At 56.6% G+C, this 26957-nt stretch carries 21 protein-coding genes; 14 read left to right on the top strand and 7 right to left on the bottom strand.

Annotated features, from left to right (window positions below; translation table 11 throughout):
* Window positions 1-140 precede the first annotated feature (140 nt).
* The 3 genes from VHE34_RS21850 to VHE34_RS21840 all read left to right on the top strand — a co-directional run bounded on the left by VHE34_RS21850 (window position 141) and on the right by VHE34_RS21840 (window position 4183).
* Complete coding sequence (locus VHE34_RS21850; RefSeq protein WP_325591839.1) at window positions 141-881, top strand: C40 family peptidase; 741 nt, start codon at window positions 141-143, stop codon at window positions 879-881.
* A gap of 12 nt (window positions 882-893) precedes the next feature.
* Entirely contained in the window at window positions 894-1691 is a 798-nt protein-coding gene (locus VHE34_RS21845) for an MOSC domain-containing protein (RefSeq protein WP_325591838.1), read from the top strand.
* Between the two features lie 98 nt (window positions 1692-1789).
* Window positions 1790-4183 carry an ABC transporter permease gene (locus VHE34_RS21840; protein WP_325591837.1) on the top strand — a complete coding sequence of 798 codons (2394 nt, stop codon included), beginning with the start codon at window positions 1790-1792 and terminating at the stop codon, window positions 4181-4183.
* A gap of 34 nt (window positions 4184-4217) precedes the next feature.
* On the opposite strand, the gene VHE34_RS21835 is transcribed toward VHE34_RS21840, so the two are convergent.
* A complete protein-coding gene (locus tag VHE34_RS21835) occupies window positions 4218-6011 on the bottom strand; it encodes a M1 family metallopeptidase (protein WP_325591835.1) in 1794 nt (597 codons plus the stop codon).
* 23 nt (window positions 6012-6034) lie between these two features.
* Here VHE34_RS21835 and VHE34_RS21830 point away from each other — a divergent pair, with 23 nt between their 5' ends.
* Together VHE34_RS21830 and VHE34_RS21825 are read left to right on the top strand one after the other, a co-directional pair.
* The gene (locus VHE34_RS21830; protein ID WP_325591834.1) at window positions 6035-7672 is read left to right on the top strand and encodes an ABC transporter substrate-binding protein; all 1638 of its coding nucleotides are present in this window, start codon (window positions 6035-6037) and stop codon (window positions 7670-7672) included.
* A 120-nt stretch (window positions 7673-7792) separates the two neighbouring features.
* A complete protein-coding gene (locus VHE34_RS21825) occupies window positions 7793-10264 on the top strand; it encodes an ABC transporter permease (protein ID WP_325591833.1) in 2472 nt (823 codons plus the stop codon).
* A 33-nt stretch (window positions 10265-10297) separates the two neighbouring features.
* Here VHE34_RS21825 and VHE34_RS21820 read toward each other — a convergent pair whose 3' ends face one another.
* From VHE34_RS21820 to msrA, 3 genes are all read right to left on the bottom strand, one after another.
* Window positions 10298-10903: a hypothetical protein gene (locus VHE34_RS21820; protein WP_325591831.1), complete on the bottom strand. Its 606-nt coding sequence runs from the start codon at window positions 10901-10903 to the stop codon at window positions 10298-10300.
* Between the two features lie 89 nt (window positions 10904-10992).
* Complete coding sequence (locus tag VHE34_RS21815; RefSeq protein WP_325591830.1) at window positions 10993-13407, bottom strand: ABC transporter permease; 2415 nt, start codon at window positions 13405-13407, stop codon at window positions 10993-10995.
* 26 nt (window positions 13408-13433) lie between these two features.
* Entirely contained in the window at window positions 13434-14018 is a 585-nt protein-coding gene (msrA, locus tag VHE34_RS21810) for a peptide-methionine (S)-S-oxide reductase MsrA (protein WP_325591828.1), read from the bottom strand.
* Window positions 14019-14100: 82 nt separating this feature from the next.
* On the opposite strand from msrA, the gene VHE34_RS21805 reads away from it, so the two are divergent.
* The 3 genes from VHE34_RS21805 to VHE34_RS21795 are packed head-to-tail and all read left to right on the top strand — an operon-like array spanning window position 14101 to window position 16388.
* Window positions 14101-14538: a MarR family winged helix-turn-helix transcriptional regulator gene (locus VHE34_RS21805; RefSeq protein WP_325591826.1), complete on the top strand. Its 438-nt coding sequence runs from the start codon at window positions 14101-14103 to the stop codon at window positions 14536-14538.
* Between the two features lie 3 nt (window positions 14539-14541).
* Entirely contained in the window at window positions 14542-15831 is a 1290-nt protein-coding gene (locus VHE34_RS21800) for an MFS transporter (protein WP_325591825.1), read from the top strand.
* Entirely contained in the window at window positions 15807-16388 is a 582-nt protein-coding gene (locus VHE34_RS21795; RefSeq protein ID WP_325591823.1) for an isochorismatase family cysteine hydrolase, read from the top strand. Before VHE34_RS21800 ends, VHE34_RS21795 begins: the two co-directional genes overlap by 25 nt.
* Window positions 16389-16390: 2 nt before the next feature.
* On the opposite strand, the gene VHE34_RS21790 is transcribed toward VHE34_RS21795, so the two are convergent.
* On the bottom strand, window positions 16391-17149 hold the full coding sequence (locus VHE34_RS21790) for a hypothetical protein (protein WP_325591822.1): 759 nt from the start codon (window positions 17147-17149) through the stop codon (window positions 16391-16393).
* Between the two features lie 76 nt (window positions 17150-17225).
* On the opposite strand from VHE34_RS21790, the gene VHE34_RS21785 reads away from it, so the two are divergent.
* Entirely contained in the window at window positions 17226-19343 is a 2118-nt protein-coding gene (locus VHE34_RS21785; RefSeq protein ID WP_325591821.1) for an endonuclease MutS2, read from the top strand.
* Window positions 19344-19391: 48 nt separating this feature from the next.
* On the top strand, window positions 19392-19868 hold the full coding sequence (locus VHE34_RS21780; RefSeq protein ID WP_325591819.1) for a hypothetical protein: 477 nt from the start codon (window positions 19392-19394) through the stop codon (window positions 19866-19868).
* Between the two features lie 63 nt (window positions 19869-19931).
* Here VHE34_RS21780 and VHE34_RS21775 read toward each other — a convergent pair whose 3' ends face one another.
* Window positions 19932-22319, bottom strand: a complete 2388-nt coding sequence (locus tag VHE34_RS21775) for an ABC transporter permease (RefSeq protein ID WP_325591818.1) — start codon at window positions 22317-22319, stop codon at window positions 19932-19934.
* 162 nt (window positions 22320-22481) lie between these two features.
* On the opposite strand from VHE34_RS21775, the gene VHE34_RS21770 reads away from it, so the two are divergent.
* Entirely contained in the window at window positions 22482-22949 is a 468-nt protein-coding gene (locus tag VHE34_RS21770) for a DUF6934 family protein (protein ID WP_325591817.1), read from the top strand.
* A 60-nt stretch (window positions 22950-23009) separates the two neighbouring features.
* Window positions 23010-23198 carry a hypothetical protein gene (locus VHE34_RS21765; protein ID WP_325591815.1) on the top strand — a complete coding sequence of 63 codons (189 nt, stop codon included), beginning with the start codon at window positions 23010-23012 and terminating at the stop codon, window positions 23196-23198.
* Window positions 23199-23206: 8 nt separating this feature from the next.
* Here VHE34_RS21765 and VHE34_RS21760 read toward each other — a convergent pair whose 3' ends face one another.
* Window positions 23207-24757: a serine hydrolase gene (locus VHE34_RS21760; protein WP_325591813.1), complete on the bottom strand. Its 1551-nt coding sequence runs from the start codon at window positions 24755-24757 to the stop codon at window positions 23207-23209.
* 54 nt (window positions 24758-24811) lie between these two features.
* Here VHE34_RS21760 and VHE34_RS21755 point away from each other — a divergent pair, with 54 nt between their 5' ends.
* Complete coding sequence (locus VHE34_RS21755; RefSeq protein WP_325591811.1) at window positions 24812-26071, top strand: ectonucleotide pyrophosphatase/phosphodiesterase; 1260 nt, start codon at window positions 24812-24814, stop codon at window positions 26069-26071.
* 2 nt (window positions 26072-26073) lie between these two features.
* Complete coding sequence (locus VHE34_RS21750) at window positions 26074-26862, top strand: NIPSNAP family protein (RefSeq protein ID WP_325591809.1); 789 nt, start codon at window positions 26074-26076, stop codon at window positions 26860-26862.
* The last annotated feature ends 95 nt before the right edge of the window (window positions 26863-26957 follow it).

The following is a 26957-nucleotide window of genomic DNA, read 5'->3' as shown; positions in this document are numbered from 1 at the left end:
TTTTGTTATTTTCTCTATCTTTGCCCATGCCAATATCCTCGGTTTCGGCCTCAAAGGTTTCCACAAAATATAAACCTCTCGGCCTCAACCACTAAAGATGGGCCTTCGGCCAGCTCGCCGATGGCTCGCTCTGGAACAATATGTTGAAAAATCTCGCCTACATAACCATTCTTGCGTGCCTTGCCACCAGCTGCAGCGTCTTCAGGCCCGCGGCCAGCAAGCCCGCTCCTGGTGTCGTCGCCGAGGGCAATCCCAATGGGGTTCAATTTCTTAGCAATGTCTCGGTGAAACCCGATACCCGCAAGGACAATAGCCGCAGCGCAATCACCGAGATGAACACGAACTTGGGCAACGTGCCCGAACCAGGCGCCGATGCCAAAGCTATCGAGACTTACCCGGCGCTCAAATTCAAGTATGCTATCCTGGAAAACTGCTCCGTGGAGGATCTCGACAATCCCAAACTGTTGAGTTTCATGGATTACTGGTACGGCACCCCCTATCATTACGGCGGTACCACCCGGGAGGGTATCGACTGTTCGGCCTTTGCATTCCTGTTGATGTCGTCGGTATATGGCGTAGCCACGCTGCCCCGGACTTCGAAAGAACAATACGAGGCCAGCCGGCATATCCGCCGGAACGAGCTCCAGGAAGGCGACCTGGTCTTCTTCCACACTCTTGGCAAACGCCGGGCTGTGACCCATGTCGGCGTCTACCTCCGCAATAATAAATTTGTCCATGCTTCCGTCTCGGGTGTCATGATCAGCGACATGAACGACGGCTACTATGACCGCCACTTCGTCGGCGCCGGCCGTGTGCTCGATCCGGCCCAGGCCGACGCCGGCACCCAGGCCAGTGTCGGGAGCCGGTCCGCCGGACTGTAGTATCTTTGCCGGATGCTGCGCGTTTCTCAATTAAATATTTATCCCGTCAAATCATTGGGTGGTATCTCCGTAGACTCCGCCCGCATTACCGACCGCGGCCTCCAACACGATCGCCGGTGGATGCTCATCGACCCCCATGGCGTACAGATCACTCAACGGGAAGTCCCCGCCTTGGCGCTGCTTCAACCCGCCATCACCTCAACCGGTCTGACCATCCTCCATCGCCCCACGCAAACAAGGCTCGATATCCCCTTCGAACCCGCTACACGGGAATTCGTAAAAGTGCAATGCTGGGATGACACCGTCACCGCGCAATTCGTCGGCCCCGAAGCCGACGAATGGTTCAGCGAACGATTAAAAGTCAACTGCCGGCTGGTCCACATGCCTGAATCGACAAAAAGACAAACCGACCTGAAATACACCGCGGCCGGCCACTATACTTCCTTCGCCGACGGCTATCCCTTTTTATTAATAGGCGAAGCCAGCCTCGAAGAGCTCAACAGCCGCCTCGATCGCCCTCTACCGATGAACCGCTTCCGGCCCAATATCGTGTTCACCGGCGGCGAGCCCTTTGAAGAAGACCGGCTACACGAATTCACCATCGGCAATATCCGCTTCAGCGGCGTCAAACTTTGCGCCCGCTGCGTGATGACCACGATCGATCAAACCACTGCAGAAAAAGGGAAAGAACCGCTTCGCACCCTGGCCCGGTACCGGGCAGAGGGCCACAAGATACTCTTCGGTCAAAATCTCATCCACCACGACCTTGGGGAGATCGCCGTCGGCGACGAGCTTATCCCGATACACTAGCGGTATCGAAATCGTACACTCCGACTCGAGACAAGTCCAGTAAGATGCTGAGCCTCAGGTATTCCCAAAACAGGCACTAAGTATGTGGAACCAATCGCATGGTAAAGAACTACTTCAAAATAGCCCTGCGATACTTCCGGAAGAACCGGGTTTTCGCCGTCCTCAACCTGGGTGGCCTCACCATCAGCTTTACTGCCTGCCTGCTGATCTTCTTTTGGGTGTCCCATGAGTTCAGCTACGATAAAGCCGGCGCCAACGCCGACCGTGTCTACCGGGTTGCGCTAACGCTCCGCGCCAACGGCCAACCCGACAAGGACTTCGCGGTCACGGCCGGGCCGCTCGCGCCGGTGCTCGTCAAGGACATCCCCGAAGTAGAAAAGGCGGTTCGTTTCGAGGCCTATGGCACGACGCTGGGCTACAACGGGCAACACTTTTTTACCAATCAGTTCCTGTTCACCGATTCGACCTTTCTCGAGGTCTTTGGTTACCCGATGGTAAAAGGCGATGCCCACACGGCCCTCGACGGTGCGAATTCGATCGTGATAACGGAGAGCGCGGCAAAGAAATATTTCGGGTCGGCCGACCCTATCGGCAAGATGGTCACCTGTAATGACTCGATCCTGCTGAAGGTTACCGGCGTCATGAAGGACCTCCCGGCCACGACCCACTTCAACGTCGAGGTCCTCTGCTCGATCAATGTCCTGTTGAAGTACCATATAGATGGCGTCGACCAATGGTGGAACGACGATTACTACACCTATGTCCTGCTGAAAGACCCCCGGTCGGCGGCCGAGGTGAATGGAAAGATCAGGAATATCATGGACAAATACAATGCGAAGGAGAATAAGGAGATGGGGATCCGCGGCCTGCACTATCTGCAACCCCTTCGCGATATCCATCTGCGCAGCGATCTCAATGACGAGATCAACCCGGGAGGCAGTATAGCCGCCCTTCGCATCTTTATCGGCATCGCCGTGTTCTTGCTGGCGGTCGCCTGTATCAATTACATCAACCTGACGACGGCCACATCCTTCAAGAGAGCCAAAGAGATCGGCATTCGAAAGGTTGCCGGCGCCGAACGGCAACAGTTGGTCGGCCAGTTTCTCAGTGAATCCATCCTGCTCACGATCCTGGCTTTGGTCCTTGCCATCGGCATTGCCATCACTGTGCTGCCGGTGTTCAATGAGCTGGCGGGAACGCAGATCTCGGCCGGAACCTACCTGACGGCGCCGGTCATCCTGTTGGTCGCCGGTTTCGTTGCCGTCCTTGGCATCTTCGCCGGGCTCTATCCTGCGATGTATCTTTCAGGGGTGCAACTCGTAAAGGTCTTCAAGCAGGGCAGGGGAGGCCGTGGCGGACTTTCGTTACGGAAGGTGTTGGTCGTCTTTCAATTCACCCTCTCCGCGATCCTCATCGTGGCTACCATCGTTTGCTGGCAGCAATTGCACTTCATGCAGACGAGGAATCTCGGCTTCGACCAGCAACAGGTGGTGGCTGTACCGCTGCGCACGGAAAAGCAGGCCCGTTCCGCGCAATTGCTGAAGCAGGAGATGAAAAAGACGCCGCAACTGGCCGAGACGACCGCGTCTTCGAAGATACCCGGTCTGCAATTGAATAATATCGTTACGTTGCCCGAAGGCGTTCCTGCCGATCGCCAGCAGTCCATGTTCACGCTCGTCGTCGACTTCGATTTCTTCGACACTTACAAATTGAAAATGGCTTCGGGCCGCGCTTTCTCGAAGGAATATCCCACGGACTCCTCCGCTTTCATTTTGAATGAGGCGGCCGTAAAAGAGATTGGCTGGACGCCGCAAAATGCCGTCGGGAAAGGCTTCGAATGGGGATTGGGGAAAAAGGGGAAGGTTATCGGCGTCGTAAAGGATTTTCACTTCCGGTCCCTGCAGCAGAAGATCGCGCCGATGGTCATCCACATCCTGTCCGTACGAAGTGGTTGGTATGGCTTCCTCTCGGTACGCATCAACACCGGCAACGACAAGGCGGCGCTTCGCAGCATGGAGGCAGCCTGGCATACCGTGCTGCCGAATGATCCTTTTGAATACCGGTTTGTAAATGAGGCCTACAATAAACAATATGAAGCCGAACAGCGGCTGGGCCGCCTATCGATCGTATTTTCGCTGCTGACGATCTTCATCTCCTGCCTTGGGCTGTTCGGGCTGGTCATGGTAGCGGTTGCTCAGCGCACCAAAGAGATCGGTGTTCGCAAGGTGCTGGGAGCGTCAGCCACCGGCATTGCCGCGCTGCTTTCCACCGACTTCCTCAAATTGGTGGGGATATCGATCGTTATTTCGATGCCGATCGCTTATTACTTCATGGACCGATGGCTCGCCGACTTCGCCTATCGGACGACGATGCAATGGTGGGTTTTCGCGATTGCGGCATTGGCGGTCGTACTGATTGCGCTTACGACCATCGCTGTTCAGGCGGCCCGGGCTGCTTTGGTGAATCCCGTCGAATCACTGCGTAGCGAATGATGGGAGGCCTTCGGCCAGCCGGCCTGTGAGCGTCTCAATTCTGCTTGCGAACGACGATATAAAAATTCCGGTCGACGCTGAAATTCCCGTCGCCGCCGGAACCGTTGCCTGTTGCCCCGACCGTCAGGATCCCCGGGCCGGGACCGCGCGGATTCGGCCGGCCACCCGTTGCCTGGGCCGGCGCCGCCAAGGCCTTCATATCCAGCTGCGGCGTCTCCAGCACCTGTCCACCCGTGCCGGCCTTCATCGTCTGCCAGTCATCGGTTGGGTATATCCACTGCGCAGGCAGCCCGCCCACATAGACCTTCACCGGCATATTAAAGCCTTTTACGCAATTGCCCCAGCGATAGCTGATCACGTCCCCGCTGGACTGGTAGGACAGAACGGGGATCTTCGTCGTCCGCAGGTACTGGTCGAATACTTTCGACAGGTCGCGATGCGCGTAGGAAGAGATATAATTTTCTATCTCCTGCGTCGTCACCGTCTTGTGATAAAAGGCCGACTGCAATCCATGCAGCATGCCGCGAAACGCCGAGTCGCCGACAATCTGGCGGATCATGTGCAGCATATTCCCGCCCTTGTAATACATGTCCCCGGAACCTTCTTTATTGACGCCGTAGACGCCGATTATGGGGTTGTCGTTCGTGACGTTCTTCCGCGTCCCGATGCAATACTCATTGCCCGCTTCGACACCGTACAGGTAGGTCGTGTACAGGGTCTCCGAATAGTTCGTGAATCCCTCGTGCACCCACATGTCTGCCGCGTCTTTGTCGGTGATGTTGTTGCCGAACCATTCGTGGCCGCTCTCGTGGACGATGATGAAATCCCATTTCAGTCCCCAGCCCGTGCCCGAAAGATCGCGGCCCAGGTAGCCGTTCGCGAAGTGGTTGCCATAGGCGATGTTGGACTGGTGTTCCATGCCGAGATGGGGCGCCTCCACCAGTTTATAACCGTCTTCATAGAAAGGGTAGGGGCCCATCCAGTATTCGAAGGCCCGCAGCATCGTGTCGGCTTGTTTGAATTGGGGTTTCGCCTTTTCCAGGTTATAGTCCAGCACCCAGAAGCTGCAGTCGAGCTTTCCTTTTGCGCCGTCGAAGACGCTGGTCCAATTGACGTACTTCCCGATGTAGGGGATGATATCGTAGGAGTTGATGGGATCCGTCACGACCCAGGTATAGGTCGTGGTGCCGTTGCCGTTGGGGTGTTTTTCGCGCAGCCGGCCGTTGCCGATGCCCATGAGGCTGTCGGGGCAGACGATGTGCATCACCACTCCGCTGTCCGGCTCGTCGGACAGATGATCCTTACACGGCAGCCAGCTGCTGAGGCCAAGGCCTTCGTCGGCTACCGTCATCCAGGGCCGGCCGTGTTCGTCCTTGTTCCAGATCCATCCTCCCCCCCAGGGCGGCCGCACCGCCACTTTGGGTACACCCTGGTATTGCAATACGATGGTTTCGACGCTTCCCGCCTTCACCGTTTTGGGGAACTCCAGGTGAAAGACATTTCCTTCACGGGTATACTTCAGCGGTCGTTTCTTCCAGGTCGCCCCGGTCAGCTGCATCGGCTCCTGCAGGTCGATCTGCATCGTCCGGCCGTCGCTTGTTGCCGCAAAGGTGATCGCATTCGTCCCCTTCAGGGACTTGGTGTCGAAGCTGGGTTCCACCTGCAGCTCATACTTCAGCAGATCCCACCAGGCCCGTTCCGGTCCGATGCTGCCTCGCAGGCTGTCGGCGTGCGAGTAGGCTTCTTTCTCCGGCGTCAGCAGTTGGGCGTGGCCGGACAGCAATGAGAAAAAGCAAAGGAAAATTACAAGCGTGAAAAGGCGACTCATGAGTTATTTTTATATTTGAGGCAATGAAGGTAAAGATTCCGATCCATTTCGCCCTTGCTACGCTCTTCTTTAGTATCGCCTCCTGCCGTACCTCCGCCTCGCATTCCGGGAAGACCGTCTTCGCCTACAACGAAAGCGACGGCATCGCCACGCTCGATCCCGCCGGGGCAAAGAACCGGTCGATACAATGGGCCATTCATCAACTTTATAATACGTTGGTGGAGACCGACGATCATCTGAATTTTGTCCCTGCCCTGGCGCGTTCCTGGGAGGTGTCGGCAGACCGGAAACAGTGGACATTTCACCTTCGTAACGACGTTTTTTTCCATGATGACCCTTGTTTTCCCGGCGGGCATGGCCGCCGGCTCGTGGCGCCGGATATCGTTTATAGCTTCAATCGCATCCTCGACCCCGTCACCGCCAGCAGCGGCGCCTGGATCTTCCATGATCGAATCGATACGACGGCCGCGTTCAGCGCCCCCAACGATACCACCTTCGTTTTGCGTCTCCTCCGCCCCTTCAACCCCATCCTCGGCCTTCTCAGCATGCAATATTGCTCCGCCGTGCCTCATGAGGCCGTCGAAAAATATGGCAAGGACTTCCGCAGCCATCCCGTCGGCACCGGGCCTTTCCGGTTCAAATCCTGGGAGGAGAACCAAACGCTCCTATTGGTAAAGAATGAGAAGTATTACGAACAAGACAGCGCCGGGCAGCGCCTGCCGTATCTCGACGCCGTCAAGATCACCTTCAACGATGAGGCCGCCACCGAGTTCCTGCAGTTTGTACAAGGGCAGCTCGATTTCGTCAACAACATCGATCCCAGCTTCAAAGACGAAGTGCTGAATAAAAAAGGGCAGCTGAAAAAGGACTGGCGGGATAAGATCGAGCTGTCCGTCGTACCGCAGCTCAATACCGAATATCTCGGTATCCTCGTCGACAGTACGAATGATCTTGTAAGGTCTTCGCCAATGAGGCTGCGGCAGGTCCGCCAGGCGATAAACCTGGGGTTCGACCGCCGCAAGATGATGCTCTATCTTCGCAATTCCCTCGGTCTTCCCGCGGAAAGCGGCTTCGTTCCGGCCGGTCTTCCTTCCTTTGACAGCACGGCGGTGCATGGTTATCACTATGACCCCGATCGTGCAAGGGCGCTGCTTGCCGCTGCCGGCTATCCCGGGGGAAAGGGGTTGCCGCCGATCCGGCTCCTGACCATACCCATCTATGGCGACTTTGCCACTTTTATCGCCCGCCAGCTCGAAGACATCGGCATTCACGTCAATATCGAGATCGTCCAGAAGTCCCTCCTGCTCGAAGAGACGGCGCAGTCGAAGGCCCTCTTCTTTCGCGGCAGCTGGATCGCCGACTATCCCGACGCCGAGAACTACCTGAGCGTGTTCTATTCGAAGAATCCCGCGCCGCCCAACTATACCCGTTATAACGATCCGGTATTCGATCGTCTTTACGAGGCGTCGCTGCAGGAGACCAACGACAGCCTCCGTTACCGGCTCTACCGCCAGATGGATCAGCGGGTGATCGATGCCGCCCCCGTTGTTCCCCTATGGTATGACGTTGTGGTCCATTTGATCAACCCGCGGGTACATGGACTGGTCCCGAACGGCCTCAACATGCTCGAGCTCCGGCGGGTGCGCATCGCGGGTCGCTAAGCCGAACACCCATTGTATCACAAGCGCACAGCCGTAAACCCGCCGCAAAACCCAACCACCTGTCCCTCAAACAAAAGCAAACCCGGCACCATTATAGCAGAGAACATCCAAACCCATCCCATGCTCCGAAGCTACTTCACCATCGCCTGGCGCATCATCACCCGCAACCGGCTTTATGCCCTCATCAGCACCATCAGCCTTGCCCTGGGCATCTGTGGGTGTATCGTCATCTGGCTGGTCGCGGGATACGAGCTCAGCTTCGACAAATTCCATCCCAACGGCGCCCGCATCTACCGCGTTGGCGGCGGCGGCAAAACCTCTCCCGATAAGGATCACGAAGTGCTCCCGCCCATACCCGAGGTGATCCGCCGGAGCATCCCGGGCCTGGAATGCGTGAGCACCTCCTTCCGGTTCTTCCAAAACCGCTTTACCGGGGTTCCCAATGGCGACAAACCGCCGACGCAATTCGACGCCCAGATTCCCGGCAGGGACCGGCCTGCCACTATTATCGCCGACAGCAATTATTTCAACATCTTCCAATACCAATGGCTGGCCGGCAGCCCGGCCGCTTCCCTCAGTCAACCCTTTCGGGTGGTCCTCACCGAGAGCCGGGCGCGGCTGTATTTTGGTCCTGCGACCCCGCAATCTTATATCGGCAAGGAGCTGATCTACCAGGATTCGCTCCATGTCTTTGTCTCAGGCATTGTCCGCGACTGGGCCGGCAACACCGATTTCCCTTATACCGACTTCGTATCCTTTCCGACCATTGCCGCCAGCTTCCTGAAGGAAGTGCGTCATATGGATGATTGGATCCCGCATGGCGGCATGGGCAAATGGTACTGGCCCACCTGTTTCGTCAAGCTCGCCAAAGGCACGAAGCCGGAGCAGGTAGAAGCTCAGCTGCGGGCGATCGGCAGGCGGGTGGTGCTGCGCGAGACACCTACCTCGAAGACCTTCCTGCAGATGCAGCTTCAACCCCTCGCCGATATTCACTTCAACAGCGAATATCGGGGCGACGGAATCCGTAAGGCGCATTTACCGACCTTATACGCGATGATGGCCATCGCCGTCTTTATCCTGCTATTGGGCGCCGTGAACTTTATCAATCTCTCGACAGCCCAGTCCCTCCAGCGTGCAAAGGAGATCGGCGTGCGTAAGGTGATGGGTGGCGGCCGGACCAGCCTGATGGGACAATTCTTAATAGAGACCGGCATCATCACCTTCGCCGCTGTCGTCGGCGCGGCCCTGCTGGTCAATCCCGCCATGCGCCTGTTCTCGGACTATGTCCCTGATGGAGTACATTTCCATCCCTTCTCACCTTTTAACCTTTCCTTCCTGGTCGCTATAACTGTCATCACCACTCTTTTCGCAGGCTTTTATCCGGCGAAGGTACTTTCCGGCTATGCCCCGGTACTGACCCTTAAAGGTGGGGGCGTCTCAAAAGGCGGTGAAAAATATTGGCTGCGAAAGGCGCTGATCGTTTTTCAATTCACCATCTCGCTCGTCTTCATCGTCACGTCCCTGCTGATGGGTAACCAGATCAGGTATATGCTAAAGACCGACTATGGATTTACAAGCGACGCCGTCGTCACGGTGTCCATCGCCAACTTGCTCGATTCAAAAGAAAGGGTCAGGATACTGGCAGAGCAGTACCGCCGGCTCCCCGGAATAGTCGCAGTGGTCAGAGAGGGTAACCCGCCGGCCGGCTGGGGCGCCTTTGGCACGACGCTCGAATATAAAGGCAAGAACGATATCCCGCTCAATGCCGACGTAGATGCCGGCGACGAGAATTTTATTCCGTTTTACGGGATGCATCTCGTTGCAGGCCGCAATATCCGCCATAGCGATAGCCTCTTGGAATGGGTTATCAATGAAACGGCCGCAAAAGGTCTGGGCTTCGCCTCGCCGCGGGACGCGATCGGCAAACCGCTGTACTGGGGTCAAAAACCCTATCCCATTGTGGGCGTAGTAGCCGACTTTCATGAAAGCTCGTTCAAGGACCCGATCCGTCCCGCAGCCATCGGCAACATCTCCTCATTCGAGGGCGACCTGGGGGTCAGGCTGGCCAGCATGGGAAGGGATGCGGCGCAGGTGAAAGCCACCCTCGAAGCCATGGAAAAGGCATTCAAGGAACTTTATCCCAGCGATCGCTTCAGCTATGCCTTCTGGGACGAATTGATCGCCGAAATGTATGAAACGGAACAAAAAACGGCGGCGCTTATCGACGCCGTCATGGTACTCGCGATCACCATCTCCTGCATGGGGCTCTTCGGTCTTGCGCTGTTCACGGCCCGCCGAAAAGCTGCCGAGATCTCCATCCGCAAGGTCCTCGGCGCCTCCATGACCGACATCACGGCTATGCTCAACCGGGGCTTTCTTGTCCTCGTTTTGCTGGCCCTCGTGATCGCGTCACCCATCGCCTGGTTTCTCACCAACCGCTGGTTACAGGAATTTGCTTACCGGCCGCCTTTTGCGTGGTGGGTCTTTCCCCTTGCCGGTGCGGGCGCGATCCTCATCGCCTTGCTGACCGTCACGGTCCAATCGATCCGGGCAGCGATGGCCAACCCCATAAAACATTTACGGAGCGAATAATTGCGGCCGCACCCAGGGACGCCGCACGGCGGATCATTTACGGATCACATCCAGGATCTCTCCCGCGTGCAGCAACACCGAGAGGTTCTCGCGTGAATACATTGTCGGCTCTGCCGCATAGCCATAGGACCCCGACTCCAGCTTGCTCAGTCCGGATGGATTGTCCACCGTATACAGCAAGGGTAGCACGGCCACACTGTCGGGCCGAACCTCGGCAATTTTATAGAGTGTGAATACGCTCGGGCTTTTCTTCACCTCGAGGATATCCCCCGCCTGCGGCGCCTTTAGCCGTTGGCTCACCTGCGCATCATGCCTTCCGCTCGAGATAGTCCCATTGACGATCAGCAAGCCGATGAGTGCAACGCCGATGAAGGTCCATATCGGGGTTTTTGTGCGAGACTTCACGTTGTCAAAGGCCACCTGCAGCGAGGGTGGCATCTCTTTCAGTTTCAGAACCTGCTTGCAATGCGTACATTGGCTGGCGCCGGTCTTGGTGATGGGGAAAAAGGGGATCCGGAAGATATGGGCATATCGCTGGAATACATACATGTCGACGGAATTGTTGCTTTGACAGTCAGGGCAGGGATCGGCAATGGTCTCTTTTGCCAATTGTTTGGCCCGGCTTCCATAAATGATCATAGTCAGGAGTTTGGATTCGTTAGGTCAATTCGGTGGCGAATATAATGTAAATCGTTGGCGTATTCTCTCTGTTTCGCCCAGGGCGAAAATCACTCGCTACGCAAAGATTTCGACGGATTCATCAGCGCTGCGCGCACCGCTTGCCCGCTTACCGTCGCCAGGGTCACGACCAATACGCCTATTCCTGTGGCGGCAAACAGCCACCAGGGGATGCCCGCGTGAAAGACATAGCCTTCCAGCCACCGGTGCATAAAATAATATCCCAGCGGCCCGCCGATCGCGAAGGATAGCGCTGTCAGCAGGAGGAATTCGCGCGACAGCAATGCCCAGATATGCCCGACCGATCCGCCGAGCACCCGGCGAACGCCGATCTCTTTCTTCCGCTGCCCGGCCGTAAAGGACGCCATTCCAAAAATGCCGAGCGCACTGATAAACAGCGCAAAGCCGGCAAAGAAGGCAGCGATCGTCCCGATCCTCGTCTCGGCCGCAAATTTCTTCGCATACTCTTCATCGGGAAACTGGTAATCGAACGGTTCCGTCGGCACTGCCCGCTGAAAGGCGCCGCGGATGAGCGGCAGCGCGGCGCTAAGCGCCACCCCCGGCCTTGTCCGGATAAAAAAGTATACCCGGTCGTAATCCTGCCAGTAAGTATAGATCGCCTGCTGGACGCGATCATAGGGCGAGTTCACCACCATGTCGTGGACGACTCCGATGACTGTGAAGACACGGCCGTCGGCGCGCTTGATTTGTTCGCCGATGGGATTTTTTAAACCTGTGAACTTCACAGCGGCTTCATTGATCACCGCCGCCGAAGAGTCTGTCGCCAGGTCGCGGGAGAAATCCCGGCCCGCAACGAATTTCCAGCCCAATGTCTTTCCGTATTCCGGTGACACCCCGATCGATGCAAAATCACCTTGGACAGCAGGGTTCTTGCCCCGCCAGGAATAGCCTGACCAGAGATCCCAGATCACCGAGGTCGAGCTGGACGCGAACGCCGTCTCTGCCACGACGCCCGTCTGCAGCAACTCCTGCCGGACCGTTTCGGCATGACCGGCAAATCCCGGCGTCTGGATCGACATGGATAGTAACCCGCCCTGGTCGTAGCCTACCGGGCGGTCTTTTGCAAACTGGATCTGGCGATGGACCACCAGGGTGCCGATGATGAGCATCACCGAGACCGTGAATTGCAGCGACACGAGCACCCGGCGCGGCGCTCCCGCCCACCGGCCGGCCTTGAACGCGCCTTTCAGTACGGCCACCGGCCGGAACGAGGACAGATAAATGGCCGGGTAGCTGCCCGCCAGCAGCGCTGTGAACAGGGTGAAGCCGAGGCCGGAGGCCCATACTAACGGCGTGCTCCAGCCAATCGTGATCCGCTTGTCCGCAAGGGCATTGAAGAAGGGTAGGGCGGCCATGACCAGTATCGAGGCGACAACAAACGCCGCAAGCGCCATGGCCAGCGATTCACAATAGAATTGCACCATCAGTTGTCCCCGCATCCCGCCGATCGCCTTCCGGATCCCCACCTCCCGCGCCCGGCGCTCGCTGCGCGCCGTCGCCAGGTTCATGAAATTGATACAGGCCAGCAGCAGGACAAAGAACCCGATGGTGCCGAACAGCCAGACGAATTCGATATTGCCGCGGGTGGTATGGGTATTGCCGCCTGCGGTAACGCCGTTGCCGAAGCCGCTGTACAGATGCCATCGCGACATCGGGTGCAGAAAGACCTGCGGGTGATAGGCCGCCCCCAGCGGGTTGTCCTTCATTTTATCGAGCGTGCTGTTGCGCAGGCTTGCCGATAGCCGGTCCACATCGACTCCATCCCGCAGCAGTACGAACAGTTCCACGAAATCATACGTCCAGTTGTTCCGGACCTCTTTTATCCAGGGATTGGCGTTGGCAAACAGCGCAAAAGGCGCGACGAACAGCACATCGTTGAAATAGGAATGATGGGGTACATCGGCATAGACACCCTTTACGCGGACGACCATATTCACGTCGATGGACATCGTCTTTCCGACGGGGTCGGTATCCCCGAACATCGCTTTTGCCGCCGACTCCGATAGCAGGATCGAATTTGGGTCATCCAATCCTCCATTGCCTTTAATAAACCTCAGTCCCATCACCTCTGCCGCGCCCGGCTCCATAAATCGCCCTTTCTGCCGCAACTTCTTCTCACCCGAAGCCAGCACATACTCCTGCGTCCACCATCCCGCTACCACGCGGGTAAAGTTGCTGCCGTAGGTAGTTCGCAGTTCGCTCGCGAGGGGTAGCGGCATACTGCGATTCGCCGAGACGACCCCATTCGTCGTCTGGTTCTGCATAACCCGGGCAATATGTTGGTAATGCGGATTCTCTTTTTCGTAGCTCAGCTCGTCCCGGATCCAAAGCCCGATCAGCATTGCAATCGCCATCCCGATGGCCAGACCCGTGATGTGGATAAAGGAGTGCGTCCGGTCGCGGAGGAGGGCGCGGAAGGCGACGATAAGGTGGTTCTTAAACATCCCTAAATATAAAAAAAGCCCCGCTTTTAGCGGGGTGTGGTATCGTTCTTCTTCAATTTATCCTTAAACACCTTCTCGAATTTCTCGACCTTTGGCCGGATCACGAGGTAGCAGTACGGTTGGGAGCCGTGCTCGTTGTAATAATTCTGATGATAATCCTCGGCGGGATAGAAGGTGCTCGCCGCGGTGATCTCCGTCACGATCGGTTGGGGGTATGCCCCTTCCTTGTTCAGCTTCGCCTTGTAATCCTCCGCCTTCCGGCGTTGTTCCTCCGTATGGTAGAAGATGGCGCTGCGGTATTGTGTGCCGACGTCATTTCCCTGGCGGTTCAGCTGCGTCGGATCATGCGACTCCCAAAACACTTCCAGCAGTTGGTCAAACGTGATCACCGAAGGATCGTACACCACCTGGAGACATTCAGCATGTCCCGTCGTTCCCGCGCAGACCTCTTCATAGGTGGGGTTGGCCACCGTTCCACCCATATAGCCCGAGATTACCCGGATCACGCCTTTTAATTCCTGGAAGACCGCCTCCGTACACCAAAAGCAACCGGTGCCAAAGGTCGCGATCTCCGTTTTTGCCCCTGCGGGGGTATTTTCAGTCCTGTTCATGGTTGTGCAATATACCACCTTGGGACATTAAAATATTGTTAAGCTACTTTGTTAAGTAAATTAATAAGTTTACTTTCGCATTATGAATCCAACTCCACTGGACGCCGAACTGGCGGCCGGACTCCGCACGACAGTAAGCCGGCTGATCAAGCTTCTCCGGCGTGAGACACGCAACGACGCCCAACTCTCTCTCACCGAACGGGCGACTCTCGGCCTGCTATACCCCGACAACCGGCTTGCGCCCTCGGACATCGCCCGGACAGAAAAGGTCACCACCCAATCCATGTCACAGGTGATCAACCATCTCGCCGAACTGAACTATATCCACCGGAACCCTTCCGATGAAGACAAACGCAAGGTGCTGCTCTCCCTGACCACGGCCGGGCGTGAATATGTGGAGCAGTTGCGAAGGGATAAGCAGGAATGGCTGGCCGGCGCCTTGCAGCAAAGGACGAATCCGCAGGAAAAAGCCACCCTTGCCGAAGCCTTAAAAATTATTGACAAACTCATTGACGAATAGATCATGTTGAAGTTCCCTGTTTTCCGCGCCATGAGGAGCCGCAACTACCGGCTCTACTTCTATGGCCAATCCGTCTCGCTGATCGGCACGTGGATGCAGCGTACGGCAGTCAGCTGGGTCGTCTATACCCTGACCCATTCCAGCTTCATGCTCGGACTTTCCCTTTTTTGCACCCAATTCCCGTCCTTCCTCCTGTCGGCCGCCGGCGGGGTGGTATCCGATCGCTACCATCGCTTCCGTGTCCTGCTGGTCACACAGATCGCATCGGGCGTTCAATCATTGCTTTTCGCGGGTCTCATCTTCGCCGGCTGGTACAACGTCTGGACGATACTCGGGTTCGGCGTCGTCCTCGGCATGATCAACGCCTTCGACGTTCCGGCCCGCCAGGCCATGGTCTATGATATGGTGGACGACAAGGAGAATCTTCCCAATGCCCTTGCCCTCAACTCCTCGATGGTGAACCTGGCCCGGCTCATCGGGCCGGCCATCGCCGGTTTTATCCTGCATAAATTCGGCTACGGCCTGTGCTTCGCGCTCAATGCCGCCAGCTTTGTCGCCGTCATCATCTCCCTCCTTCGGATGCGACTGCCGGCGTATCAACGCGGGGCCCGCACCAGGAATGCCTTTGGCGATCTGAAAGAAGGGTTCCGGTATCTTCGGAACACCCCTTCCGTCGCCAGCGTCATCCTCCTGCTCGCGACCATGAGTCTCTTTGTCATCCCCTTTGCTACCGTCCTGCCGATCTATGCAAAGGATATCTTCCATGGCAATGCCGCCACTTTCGGCGTCATCGACAGCTTCATCGGCCTGGGAGCCATCACCGGCGCCCTCTACCTGGCCACCCGGACGAAAAGCACGGAGGCGAGCCGGAAAAAGATCCTGCGCACCAATACCATCATCTTCGGCATCGGCCTCCTCTGTTTCGCCTATACGCGATGGTTTCCGCTGGCGATGGTCTTTGCCGTCGTCTCCGGCTTCGGGATGATGGCCCAGACGACGATCACCAACACGATCATCCAGACGACCGTCGCGCCGGAAATGCGCGGCCGTGTCATCAGCTACTTCGCGATGTCCTATTTCGGGATGATGCCGGTCGGCAGCCTGCTCGTGGGCGCCGTGTCCCAATATGCGGGCGCTCCCAATACGGTCTTCGCCGAAGGCTGTATCGCCCTCGTTGTCGTAGCCGTTTTCTGGAAATACCTTACGGCCGCCAAATCGCGGTCCGCCGCTAACACCGCCACTGTCAAGTCAATCAATACCGATACATCATGGAAAAGAACAGCAAGGCTTTAAGAACCGCACTTTTGATCATGGACATCCAGCCGGCTACGATGGCGATGATGGGCGATGCTGCGGCCGGGCTCTCCGCTACCCTGAAGAAGGCCATCGCCGCCGCCCGCAGGAACGATATCCTCGTGCTCTTCGTCGTCGTCGGATTCCGCAAGGGCTTTCCCGAGCTTACCGCGCATACAAGCAATATCTCCTTTGTCGCGCTCAGGGGAAGCGGCGTGGCCGGGCTCGAGAATCCCACCGTCGACCCTTCCGTCGACCCCCAACCCGATGACATCGTCATCACCAAACGCCGTGTCAGCGCCTTCGCCGGCAGCGACCTCGAGGTCATCCTCCGCGGCCACCACGTCGATCACCTTGTTCTTACCGGTATTGCCACGAGTGGCGTTGTATTGTCGACCGTCCGCGAGGCTGCCGACAAGGACTACCGTCTTTCCGTCCTTGCCGACGCCTGCGCCGACCGCGATCCGGAAGTTCATGCGGTGCTGTTGAATAAGGTGTTTCCCCGCCAGGCGGAAGTGCTCACTGTGGACAAGTTCGTCGCCGGGTTGGGAGGCTGAGGTTACAGTCCAAGATATTTCATCACCTGGTTATAATCGCCGGCGTCGACCTTGTCGCGTTTCATGGCCGTACTTATCGCTCCGCTGACGGCCACTATCTTGTACTTGTGCGTCGGGATCACATCGGAACTCAGCGTCGTGGGCGCAGCCCCGGAGCCGTTTTGCGAATAGAAGAAATGCAGCCGCACCTTGCCGGGCATGGTCTCGTACACATAGTTGTAATAAAAAGCGCTTCCGAAGGAGAGGAAGCTGTAGGGGAGGGGCGACCATTGATTTTGATCGTTCGCGTTCGGCGCGACATAGACCATCACCATCCCGGAATCGAGCATCCCCTGGGTGATCTTGCTAAAGTTGACGTCGTGATACCGCGTGAAGTAGGTAACGGTTCCGTTATTGCTGTTGGAATAGGTGTACCCCGAGTTCCACAGCCAATCGGCGTTCGCCAGGCTGAACGTGTCCGTAAACACGTTGGCATTGCCCTGGGGACCCTGTGGCCCCCCGGGTCCCTGCGGCCCCGTTGCGCCCGTCGCCCCGGTAGATCCCTGGGGACCGGCCGGTCCCGTCTTCGAACAGGCGGCCACGGTAAATACAAGGGCCACAAAGAAATAATAAATTCCCTTTTGCATATAAACAGGATTGTTGATGACCAAGGAGCGGATGATACGAACCGGCAAATTCAGGTAGGGCAGGGCATTGGTGGAATGCCACAAACCTATGGCATTGAACCGCACCGGGCAATAGCACAAAGTGGGTATTTTCACACCTCCCTGTTTTGCCGTACCTTTGCCGTTCAAAAATGATCCCGGCAGGCTGTTACTGCGGCCGGTCCATCGAGACATGAAGATATTTCCCGATTCAGCCCTGGTACAGTTGGAATTCAACAAGGTACGAGACCTTTTGACGGAGCATTGCAACACTGAATATGCCCGTGCAAAGGCCCAGGAGCTCCGTATCCATACCCGTCGTGAATTCATCGAGCTCGAACTCCGCCAGTCCCATGAGTTCAAGCTTCTCCTGCAAAACGGCCAGTACTTTCCCAACGACAACACCCTTAACCTGGCCCGCGAGCTGAAGCTCCTCGGCATCCCCGGCGCCATCCTCGGCGGCGAACAATTCCTGCTCATCCGCCGCCTGGCCGAAGGAATGGACTCCATCTTCCGCTGGTTCGACGCCGAACGCCGGATCGCCTACCCGTCACTGGCCAGGGTCATCGAGCACACGCATTATGAAAAGGCCATCGTAAAGGCTATCGACGAAATAATAGACGAAAGCGGCACCGTCCGGGATAACGCCTCCCCCGAACTCGCGGAGATTCGTCTGAGCCTGTACCGCAAACGCAACGAACTGCGCCGCGTATTCGACCGCATCCTCGCCAAACTCGGCAAGGCCGGCTATGTCGCCGACATCGAAGAGTCGTTCCTCAATGGCCGCCGCGTCGTGGCCATCTTCGCCGAGCACAAACGCCAGGTCAAGGGCATCCTCCATGGCGAGAGCGACACGCGCCGCACCTCCTTCGTCGAGCCTGAAGAAACCATCGAGCTGAACAACGAGGTCTTCTCCCTCGAGCACTCCGAGAGCAAGGAGGTCAACCGTATCCTGCGCGATCTCACTGCGCGGCTCTCCGGTTATGCTCCCCTGTTACAGGTCTGGCACGATATCCTCGGCGAATTCGATTTCATCCGCGCCAAGGCCCGCCTCGCCGGCGATATGAACGGCAATTTCCCCCAACTGCTGGACAGGTCGCACGTAGGGCTGAAACAAGCCTTTCACCCCCTCCTGCTGTTGTACAATCGCAAGCAGAACAAACCGACCATCCCCACCCATATCACGCTTAACGAAAAGGAGCGGCTCCTCGTCATCTCCGGCCCCAATGCCGGCGGGAAGACCGTAACGCTGAAGACCGTCGGCCTGCTGCAGCTGATGCTGCAAAGCGGGCTCCTCGTTCCCGTTCATCCGGACAGCGAGATGGGTATCTTCAAACAGCTGATGATCCATATCGGGGATACCCAAAGCCTCGAGTTCGAACTCAGCACGTACAGCAGCCACCTGAAGAACATGAAATATTTCATGGAGAATGCCAACGGGCGGACCCTCTTTTTTATTGACGAATTGGGCAGCGGCAGCGACCCCAATCTCGGCGGCGCCTTTGCGGAAGTCATCCTCGAGGAGCTGGTCCGCAAGCATTCCTTTGGAATCGTCACCACCCACTATCTCAACCTCAAGGTCATGGCCGGTAAGACGCCCGGCATCATCAACGGCGCCATGGCCTTCGACGAACAAAACCTCCTGCCGCTCTATAAGCTGGCCATCGGTAAGCCCGGCAGCAGCTATACCTTCTCTATCGCCGAACGCATCGGTCTCGAGCCGCGGCTCATCCAGCGCGCCCGCACCCTCGTCGACGAGGATCATTTCCGTCTCGACAAGCTGCTCAACGCCACCGAGCAGGACCTCGCCGCGTTGGAGAAGAAAGAGAAGGACCTGAATCGTCTGATGAAGGAGAATGAGAAGCTCAAGAAGGAAATGGAGGCGCTGATCCATCGCGAACGGCATGACCAGCAGGTCGAGCTGCTGAAACATCAGAACCGTATCACCGAGGAACGCATCGCTTATCTCAAAGAGATGGAACGCAAGCTTCGCCAGATCGTCTTCGACTGGCGCAAGGCGGAGGACAAGAACGAGGTGATCAAGCAGATGCAGGCGTTGCTGTTCAAACAGAAGGAAAAGCAGGTGAACGAGAAGGTCCGGAAGAAATTCGACGCCAAATACACCGAGGTGGGCGGCAGCGTCGGGTTGGGCAATAAGGTCATGATGAAGAAGAACCACCAGGTCGGCACTGTCCGCGAGATCCGCGGCAAAAAAGCCGTTGTCCAGGTGGGGCTGATCCCTATCACCGTCGACCTCGCCGACCTCACGGTCGTCCAGGACCGGCCGCAGGAAGAATCTTCCACTACATGATTTTTGGCACTATCTTTGGCTTAAATCCCACACTTAAATCTCAAACGTATGAAAAAGCTCCTTTTGGCGGGCGCCGTCTTTTGCGGTATCGCGCTTGCCAATCCCGCCCAGGCCCAGATCCATTTTTCCGTCAATATCGGCATTCAGCCTTCCTGGGGTCCCACGGGTTACGATCACGTCGAATACTATTATATTCCCGACATCCAGGCGTATTACTATGTCCCCGATCATCAGTTCGTCTATCAGCGTGAAGGCCGCTGGATCTTTTCCCGCGACCTGCCTGCCCGCTACCGCGACTTCGATCTGTATCACAGCCATAAGGTAGTCATCAACGATCCGCAACCGTATATGCACTTCGAGGAACACCGCAGGATGTATGACCACTTCCGCGGCGAACGGGACCGCCAGGAGTTCATCCGCGGCAGTCACGACAACCGCTACGCCGAACACTGGCATGATCAGCATGAGGCGAATGAAGAATGGCGTCACCATGACAATGGCCGCCACAACGGCGATCGCCACTAAAATAACGGCCTACTATTCAGCGGCCCCGGTGCACCAAAGAAATTGGCCCGGGGCCGCAATATTTTATTCACTTCTCAACGCCCGCGTTGGATTCTCCAACGCCGCCCGAACGGCCTGCACCCCGATGGTTACGAAGACGATGACCAGCGACAGCCCCGCCGTCACCCCAAACACCCACCACGAGATAGGCGCGCGGTACGCAAAATCGCTCAACCATCGGTTCATCACCCACCAGCCGATCGGCGAAGCGATCAGCAACGCCAATCCCACCAGCCGCAGGAAATCTTTTGACAATAAGGTCACGACCGACGCCACCGAGGCTCCCAGCACCTTTCGCACCCCAATCTCCTTCCGGCGCTGGATCGTGCTGTAGGACGCGAGTCCCAGCACTCCCAGGCAGGAGATAAAGATCGCCAGCGCCGCGAAATAAAAGAACAATCGGCCGAACCCCGCCTCTGCCGCATACTTCTTTTTAAAAGCTTCATCTAAAAAGATGTATTCGAATGGCCGGGTAGGGATCAGGCGGTTCCAGTTCCGTTCGATCGCCGCAATCGTCGCCGGCAGGTTTGCCGCAGAAACCTTCACCGACACATTCAGCCAGGCCCAGGTCTCCACCCGCATCACCAACGGCGAAATACTTTCCCGCAGCGATTTATAGTTGAAATCCCTCACCACCCCGATGATCTTCCCCTTGCGCCCCCACTGATCGAAATCGCGGCCGACCGCTTCCTGCGGACTCCGGTAGCCGAGCATCCGCACGGCGCTCTCGTTCATCACCATCGCGGCGCCCGTATCGCTGGCGTACGCCGGCGAGAATGCCCGTCCCGCCAGCACTTTCAAACCATACTGCCGCATAAAATCGAAGTCCACCAGGTACATATCGATATTCAGTTCCTGCATCTTGCCCTGCCGGTTCTCCAGCTTCGTATACGCCGATGTGACGCCGTTGTTGCCGGGGGCTCCGCTGGCGATACAAGTTGAAAGCACGCCGGGGATACCCGCCAGCGAAGCTTTGAAGGCATTGGCATTGGGGTCGAAATTCGTATCGATCTCTATCTCCTGGTCTTTGGCAAAACCAAGGTCCCGTGTCTCCATATATCTTACCTGTCTGTAGACGACGATCGTCCCGATGATCAGCACGGTCGAGATAAAGAACTGGAACACCACCAAACCCCTCCGTAGCAGCATTCCCTTTGTGCCCGTGGCAAAGCGGCCCTTCAGTACGGTCACCGGCCGGAATGCCGACAGCACCAGCGAAGGATAGATACCTGCCAGGATCCCGATCGCCAGCGAAAGCACAAACAACAGCGCAATATCCCGGGGATGCATGAAGACGGCCGTGCTCACCACCTTTCCCGCCAGGGTGTTGAACGCCGGCAACGCAACGCCCGCCAGTAACAGCGACACCGCAAACGCCAGCAGACAGATGAGCACCGACTCGCCGACGAATTGACGCGCCAGTTGCAGGCGGCCGGCGCCGATCACCTTTCTTACCCCCACTTCCCTGGCCCGCTCGGTGCTGCGGGCCGTTGTAAGGTTGACAAAATTGATGCAAGCGATCAACAGGATAAAAATGCCGACCGTCGAGAAGATCCAGACATTCCGGATGCTGCCCGTTACAAATCCGTCCAGTTTGGATCGCAGATAGACATCCCGAAGCCGCTCCAGGTGCAATACGTCGGACATCTGCAGTTGCCTCGCCTGCTCGCCGGTATGCCGTTCGAGGAAATCCGGCAGTTTCCGCTCGAATGCCGCGACGTCGGTATGCGGCCGGAACAACAGATACGTATAGTAGGCGTGGTTGGTCCATTCGCTGTCGGGTATCGGCCGGCCATAGAGTGCGCGGTAGGAAGACAGGGACACGAAAAGATCGGCCTTGATCTGTGAGTTTTCCGGGATATCCTTCATCACCCCCGTGACGGTCATCGGAGTCCCGCCGCCGCCGACCAGCAGCTCTTTGCCCATGGCGTCGGTGTTGTTGAAATATTTTCGCGCCGCCGACTCGGTCAATACCACACTCCCTGACGCCGTCAGGGCCGTATTGCGATTGCCCGCGATCAGCGGGAAATCGAAGACCTTAAAGAACCCCGAATCCGCCAGCACCGTCTTACGTTCAATAAAATGCTTCTCGCCTTTTCGGACGAGGATCCAGTCGGTGCTCAAACGCACCGCCTCCTCCACTTCGGGATATTCCTTTTTCAGATTCGGCCCGATGGGAGTGAAGGTCATCGCCTGTGAATCTACGGTCGCCGGCGTGCGCGTCGTCGACGTGATCCGGTAGATGCGGTCCGCCTTGCTATGGAAATTATCATAGCTGGTCTCGAGGTTTACCCAGGAAAAGATCAGGAAAAAGGCGGTCAGTCCCACCGCCAGCCCGAGAATGTTGATGAAGGAAAAGGCGCGGTTCCGCCAGAGATGGCGAAAGGCGACGACGAGGTAGTTCTTTAGCATGCTCGATTCCCCGCGAACAAAATGCCAAATTTGTATGTCGTTGTAAGCCAATTATAACCATTTTACTCCAAAAGAAAAATGTTCGGTTTTGATACTTGGCTTGTACCATTTTCATAGTTCAATCTTCAACTCGTCTTTTCTTATCAGTATCTTTAGTGCTTTATGTTCGGGCTGGAAAAATATAGTTATACCTCTGATAAGACACTAAGAGTCTATTCTTTCATTAGTAACGGACCCAGCGGACCTATCCGGAAAATCGCAAAGTTTACGAAAATAGGACAGAGCATTTTCAATTTTGGTTTTGGAGATCTTAATCCAATGACAAATGATATTTCCGATACCAGCATAAGTAATAATCAGGATACTGACGTTGTCATGGGGACGTTAGGCAGTATCATTTATGATTTCACAAACCTGTTTTTGGATGCTGCGATTTTCATACAGGGTACTAACAGAGCCCGTACCAGACTCTATCAAATGAATATTAATAAGCATTGGGAGAGGATTTTACCAATATTCGAGGTTTTTGGCCTCAAAGAAGACCAATGGGAACCATTCAAAAAAGGAGTTAATTACGATGCATTCTTAGGGCGCCGAAAAAGCGCCTCTTTCGTTATTGGTATTCAATAATTTAAGCGATTTGAATGGAAAATAGCAGCATAGGGTGGAATTTGATTATCTTTGTAGTGGATGGCACGTAAAGAAAAAAAGGCAATCTCAAAAGGAATCGGTACCAAACCTTTGGTTACTGTTGACCCTTCTTTGCCCTCCTTTGAGGGGAATGAATATTTTGAGAAGAAGGCTAATGCCGCCAAAAAGCTGTTGAAAAAGGTTGGTCTTCCTAAAGAACTAACACAGAGGCTAAATACGCCTCGGTAAGCCAGGTCTTATTTAACCGTTCCCTTGATCGTCATTTTCTTCTTCCCATAATCAAAGCTCGCCTCATCATCCATCGTCACGGTGTTCCCATCGAAATGACAGGTCATGGTCTCCGTATGCGGGCTCTCGATATACCGTAACACCAGCTCCAGCGTATTCTCGTCCTTCCAGTGGTAGCTCCCTGCCGTCATCACCGCCGGCATCCCCGCGAAATGATTTTGGGCATGATCCGTCAGGTTCGGCCCCAGCCGCGTGGTTGAGGTCCGCAGCCACTTGCCGTCGCCGAAGGGGAAGGAATATTCCCCCCTGGCGTCCTTGATCGCCACCTGCCAGGAGTTGTCGTCATTCAGCCGGAAGCCGATCGAGGTCATCTTCTTGTCGTTCGATTCGAGCGTGTAAGTCTTACCGTTAATGTTGAAATCGGCCCCCGTCGCATTCGCCTTCACCGGCGGCAGCGCCAACCCTGAAAGCATCGTCTTCAGCTTCGCGTCGGCATCCGCGTTGGCGTCCAGCGACCAGTTGACCATCGGCGGCAGCAGGTATTTCCAGACCAGGTTGATCTCGTCCTGCATATCCGGCGTCTCCGCCTGTATGGCCACGACGGCATCCTGGTCCGGCAGCATGATAATGAACTGCCCAAACGCCCCATCGGCCCGCACGCCATTGTGCCGGCAACGCCACATCTGGTAGCAATATCCCTGCACCCAGTCTCCATCGTTATCGGTTGGTGCGGAGATGGCCGGGTTTTGGAGGATCTTCGCCGTCGTCGCCTCTTTCACCCAATCCCTGGGGAGAATCGTTTTGCCCTTCCACTTGCCGCCCTGCAGATACAATTGCCCGAACTTCGCCATGTCTTCGGTCTTCAGCCGAAGCCCCCAGCCGCCGGTGTTCACGCCTTGCGGGCTCGTCTCCCAATCCTCGCCGGTGATCCCCAGCGGATCGAACAGCCGCGGCCGCAGGTAATCGATGACTTTCTCCCCCGTCACTTTTTGAACGATGGCCGAGAGCATATAGGTCCCCGCCGAGTTGTAGAGGAATTTCGTCCCCGGCTTGTTCACGATCGGCGTCGCCAGGAAGGCCCTGGCCCAATCCGGCGATTGGTCCACCGTACCGGTTGGGTCGGGGTCCATCCCGTCGGACATGATCAGCGCATCCTTGACGGTCAGCTCTGCCAGGTACGGGGGAACGGGGCTGGGCAGCTCTTCGGGGGGGAAGAAGGAGACCACCTTATCGGTCAGCTTCAATTTTTTCTCGGTCAATGCAAAGCCCACCGCCGCCGCGGTAAAGCTCTTGCTTGTCGAATACAGCGTATGCTTCAGGTTGGGCGCGTAGGGATTCCACCATCCCTCGGCGATGACCTTACCATGCCGGACGATCATGAAGCTATGGAGCTCGTTCTTGCTCTTACCGGCCGCCTGTACAAAGTCCATGATCGCCTGCGCAGGCACCCCTTCTTTCTCCGGCGTGCTACGGGGCAGCGGATCGATCTGGGCAGCGGCGTGCAGGGCGACAAAAAGGAGGAGAACCCAACCTTGTTTTATAATATTATAAGCAAACATATCGACTGATTTTTCAAACAAATTTATCGGTATGTTTGACGCAAACAAATTCATATGCGTTTTTATTTGCTCCTCGCCCTGGCCCTCAGCCCGGCGGCCCTCTCCGCCCAGATCGCCGATAGCACGCAAAAGGTGATCCCCGGCCGGTCCAACAGCAGGGAGCAGGAGCAAAAGCCGTATGTCATCTTTATTTCAGCCGATGGTTTCCGCTACGACCTCGCCGACAAATACAAGGCCACCCACCTGCTCGCCCTGCGCGCGCAGGGTGTCCGCGCCACGTCGATGACCCCCTCGTTCCCCTCCGTTACCTTTCCGAACCACTATAGCCTGGCTACCGGCCTCTACCCCTCGCACCATGGTCTCGTCGACAATAATTTCTTCGATGTGAAGAAGGGTAGGGGGTATACTATCCGCGACAGGGCCGCCGTCGAGGATCCCGATTTCTATGGAGGAACCCCCATCTGGGTCCTTGCCGAGCAACAGAAGATGCTCACGGCCTCCTTTTTCTGGGTAGGCTCCGAAACCGCGATCGATGGAGTCCGGCCGACGTATTACTACCGGTTCAACGACAAGATATCCCTCGACACCCGCCTCAAGGCCATAAAGGACTGGCTTACCCTGCCGGAGGCGCGGCGGCCGCATCTCATCACGTTCTATCTCTCCTGGGTGGATCACGCCGAGCATTTGTATGGACCTGAGTCGCATCAGGCGGAAGAAGCCGTTCACGAGGTGGATGATGCGATCTTTCGCATGACCCGGATAGTCGACTCCCTCCATCTGCCCGTCAACTATGTCTTCGTATCCGACCACGGCATGGCGCAGGTCGATACGACGCATGGGATTCCCCTCCCGGATGTTATCGACACCAACAAGTTTATCATCTCCGTGGGCGGCACCATGGTCCATCTCTATGCAAAGGAAAAGCAGGACATCGCCCCCACGTATGCGGCCCTAAAGGCCATCGCCACGGACTATTATGTCTATCTCCCTTCAGAAACCCCGTCGCGCTGGCATTACACCGACAAGGACGATCGCTATCATCGCATCGGCGACATTATCCTCGTCGCCCATTATCCCCTCATCTTTCACACCAAGGGTATGCGGATGATCGCCGGCGAACACGGCTATGACAATGCGGTCCCCGACATGGGCGCCACCTTCTACGCCTGGGGTCCTGCTTTCAAAAAGGGGATGACCCTTGCTCCCTTCGAGAACGTCAATGTCTATCCGCTGATCGCCCATATCCTGGGCCTGAACATCGCCGAACCTGTCGATGGATCGTTAAAAGTTCTCAGTAACACGCTCAAAAAATAACCATGAACAGACGCAATTTTGTCCGCTCCGCCCTCGTCACCGGCGCCGCTCTCCCGCTAAAAAACAACCTCATGGACGAATCCCGCACCCCCAAACAGCAGTGGTACGAACTCCGGACCTATACCTTCGCCGATACTGCGCAGCGGGACCTCACTTCCGGCTATCTCGAGCATGCCTATCTCCCGGCCCTCAACCGCGCCGGCTTGGCCAATATTGGCGTTTTTAGCGAGTCGCAGCCTGAATCGGGTGTTCCAAAAATGATTCTGCTGATCCCGTTTGGATCCATCGGGGACTTTGCCGGTATAAATGGGAAATTGACGCGCGATAGCGCGTATATCGCGGCTGCCGCCCCCTACCTCGATGCCCCGGCCGCGGCGCCGGCTTACCAGCGCATCGAAAGCGGTCTCCTAAAGGCATTCGCCCATATGCCCGTGATGGAAGTCCCGGAGAAGAAACCCCGGCTCTTCGAGCTTCGCCGCTACGAGAGCCCCACCGAGGCCGCGGGCCGGAAAAAGATCGAGATGTTCAATGACGCCGGGGAGATCGACATCTTCAAAAAGGTCGGCGCCCGCCCCGTCTTCTTCGGCGAGACCCTCATCGGGCAATATCGCCCCAACCTCACCTATATGCTCACCTTCGACGATATGGCCGATCATGACGCGCGGTGGAAAGCTTTCGGCAGCGATCCCGACTGGAAGACCGTCAGCAAAAGGCCCGAATACTCCGACGCCCGCCTGATCTCGAAGATCACCCGCACGTTCCTTACGCCAGCACCCTATTCTCAGGTATAGATCGCACACCGATCGTATCAAAACCGAACAACGGCGACCGGTGGCCAACCTGTAATGGCTTGAAAGACAATCCGGGTGATTTCCGGCACCTTCTT

The sequence above is a fragment of the Puia sp. genome, from assembly GCF_035546395.1.
Classification (GTDB): domain Bacteria; phylum Bacteroidota; class Bacteroidia; order Chitinophagales; family Chitinophagaceae; genus Puia.
Note: the sequence above shows the minus strand (reverse complement) of the source record. Positions and strands in the feature narration are given on the sequence as shown.

What these genes read in the sequence shown, in the direction of transcription:
- VHE34_RS21850 (WP_325591839.1), top strand. Translation starts at nt 141, where the DNA reads ATGTTGAAAAATCTCGCCTACATAACCATTCTTGCGTGCCTTGCCACC.
- VHE34_RS21845 (WP_325591838.1), top strand. Translation starts at nt 894, where the DNA reads ATGCTGCGCGTTTCTCAATTAAATATTTATCCCGTCAAATCATTGGGT.
- VHE34_RS21840 (WP_325591837.1), top strand. Translation starts at nt 1,790, where the DNA reads ATGGTAAAGAACTACTTCAAAATAGCCCTGCGATACTTCCGGAAGAAC.
- VHE34_RS21835 (WP_325591835.1), bottom strand. Translation starts at nt 6,011, where the DNA reads ATGAGTCGCCTTTTCACGCTTGTAATTTTCCTTTGCTTTTTCTCATTG.
- VHE34_RS21830 (WP_325591834.1), top strand. Translation starts at nt 6,035, where the DNA reads ATGAAGGTAAAGATTCCGATCCATTTCGCCCTTGCTACGCTCTTCTTT.
- VHE34_RS21825 (WP_325591833.1), top strand. Translation starts at nt 7,793, where the DNA reads ATGCTCCGAAGCTACTTCACCATCGCCTGGCGCATCATCACCCGCAAC.
- VHE34_RS21820 (WP_325591831.1), bottom strand. Translation starts at nt 10,903, where the DNA reads ATGATCATTTATGGAAGCCGGGCCAAACAATTGGCAAAAGAGACCATT.
- VHE34_RS21815 (WP_325591830.1), bottom strand. Translation starts at nt 13,407, where the DNA reads ATGTTTAAGAACCACCTTATCGTCGCCTTCCGCGCCCTCCTCCGCGAC.
- msrA (WP_325591828.1), bottom strand. Translation starts at nt 14,018, where the DNA reads ATGAACAGGACTGAAAATACCCCCGCAGGGGCAAAAACGGAGATCGCG.
- VHE34_RS21805 (WP_325591826.1), top strand. Translation starts at nt 14,101, where the DNA reads ATGAATCCAACTCCACTGGACGCCGAACTGGCGGCCGGACTCCGCACG.
- VHE34_RS21800 (WP_325591825.1), top strand. Translation starts at nt 14,542, where the DNA reads ATGTTGAAGTTCCCTGTTTTCCGCGCCATGAGGAGCCGCAACTACCGG.
- VHE34_RS21795 (WP_325591823.1), top strand. Translation starts at nt 15,807, where the DNA reads ATGGAAAAGAACAGCAAGGCTTTAAGAACCGCACTTTTGATCATGGAC.
- VHE34_RS21785 (WP_325591821.1), top strand. Translation starts at nt 17,226, where the DNA reads ATGAAGATATTTCCCGATTCAGCCCTGGTACAGTTGGAATTCAACAAG.
- VHE34_RS21780 (WP_325591819.1), top strand. Translation starts at nt 19,392, where the DNA reads ATGAAAAAGCTCCTTTTGGCGGGCGCCGTCTTTTGCGGTATCGCGCTT.
- VHE34_RS21775 (WP_325591818.1), bottom strand. Translation starts at nt 22,319, where the DNA reads ATGCTAAAGAACTACCTCGTCGTCGCCTTTCGCCATCTCTGGCGGAAC.
- VHE34_RS21770 (WP_325591817.1), top strand. Translation starts at nt 22,482, where the DNA reads ATGTTCGGGCTGGAAAAATATAGTTATACCTCTGATAAGACACTAAGA.
- VHE34_RS21765 (WP_325591815.1), top strand. Translation starts at nt 23,010, where the DNA reads ATGGCACGTAAAGAAAAAAAGGCAATCTCAAAAGGAATCGGTACCAAA.
- VHE34_RS21760 (WP_325591813.1), bottom strand. Translation starts at nt 24,757, where the DNA reads ATGTTTGCTTATAATATTATAAAACAAGGTTGGGTTCTCCTCCTTTTT.
- VHE34_RS21755 (WP_325591811.1), top strand. Translation starts at nt 24,812, where the DNA reads ATGCGTTTTTATTTGCTCCTCGCCCTGGCCCTCAGCCCGGCGGCCCTC.
- VHE34_RS21750 (WP_325591809.1), top strand. Translation starts at nt 26,074, where the DNA reads ATGAACAGACGCAATTTTGTCCGCTCCGCCCTCGTCACCGGCGCCGCT.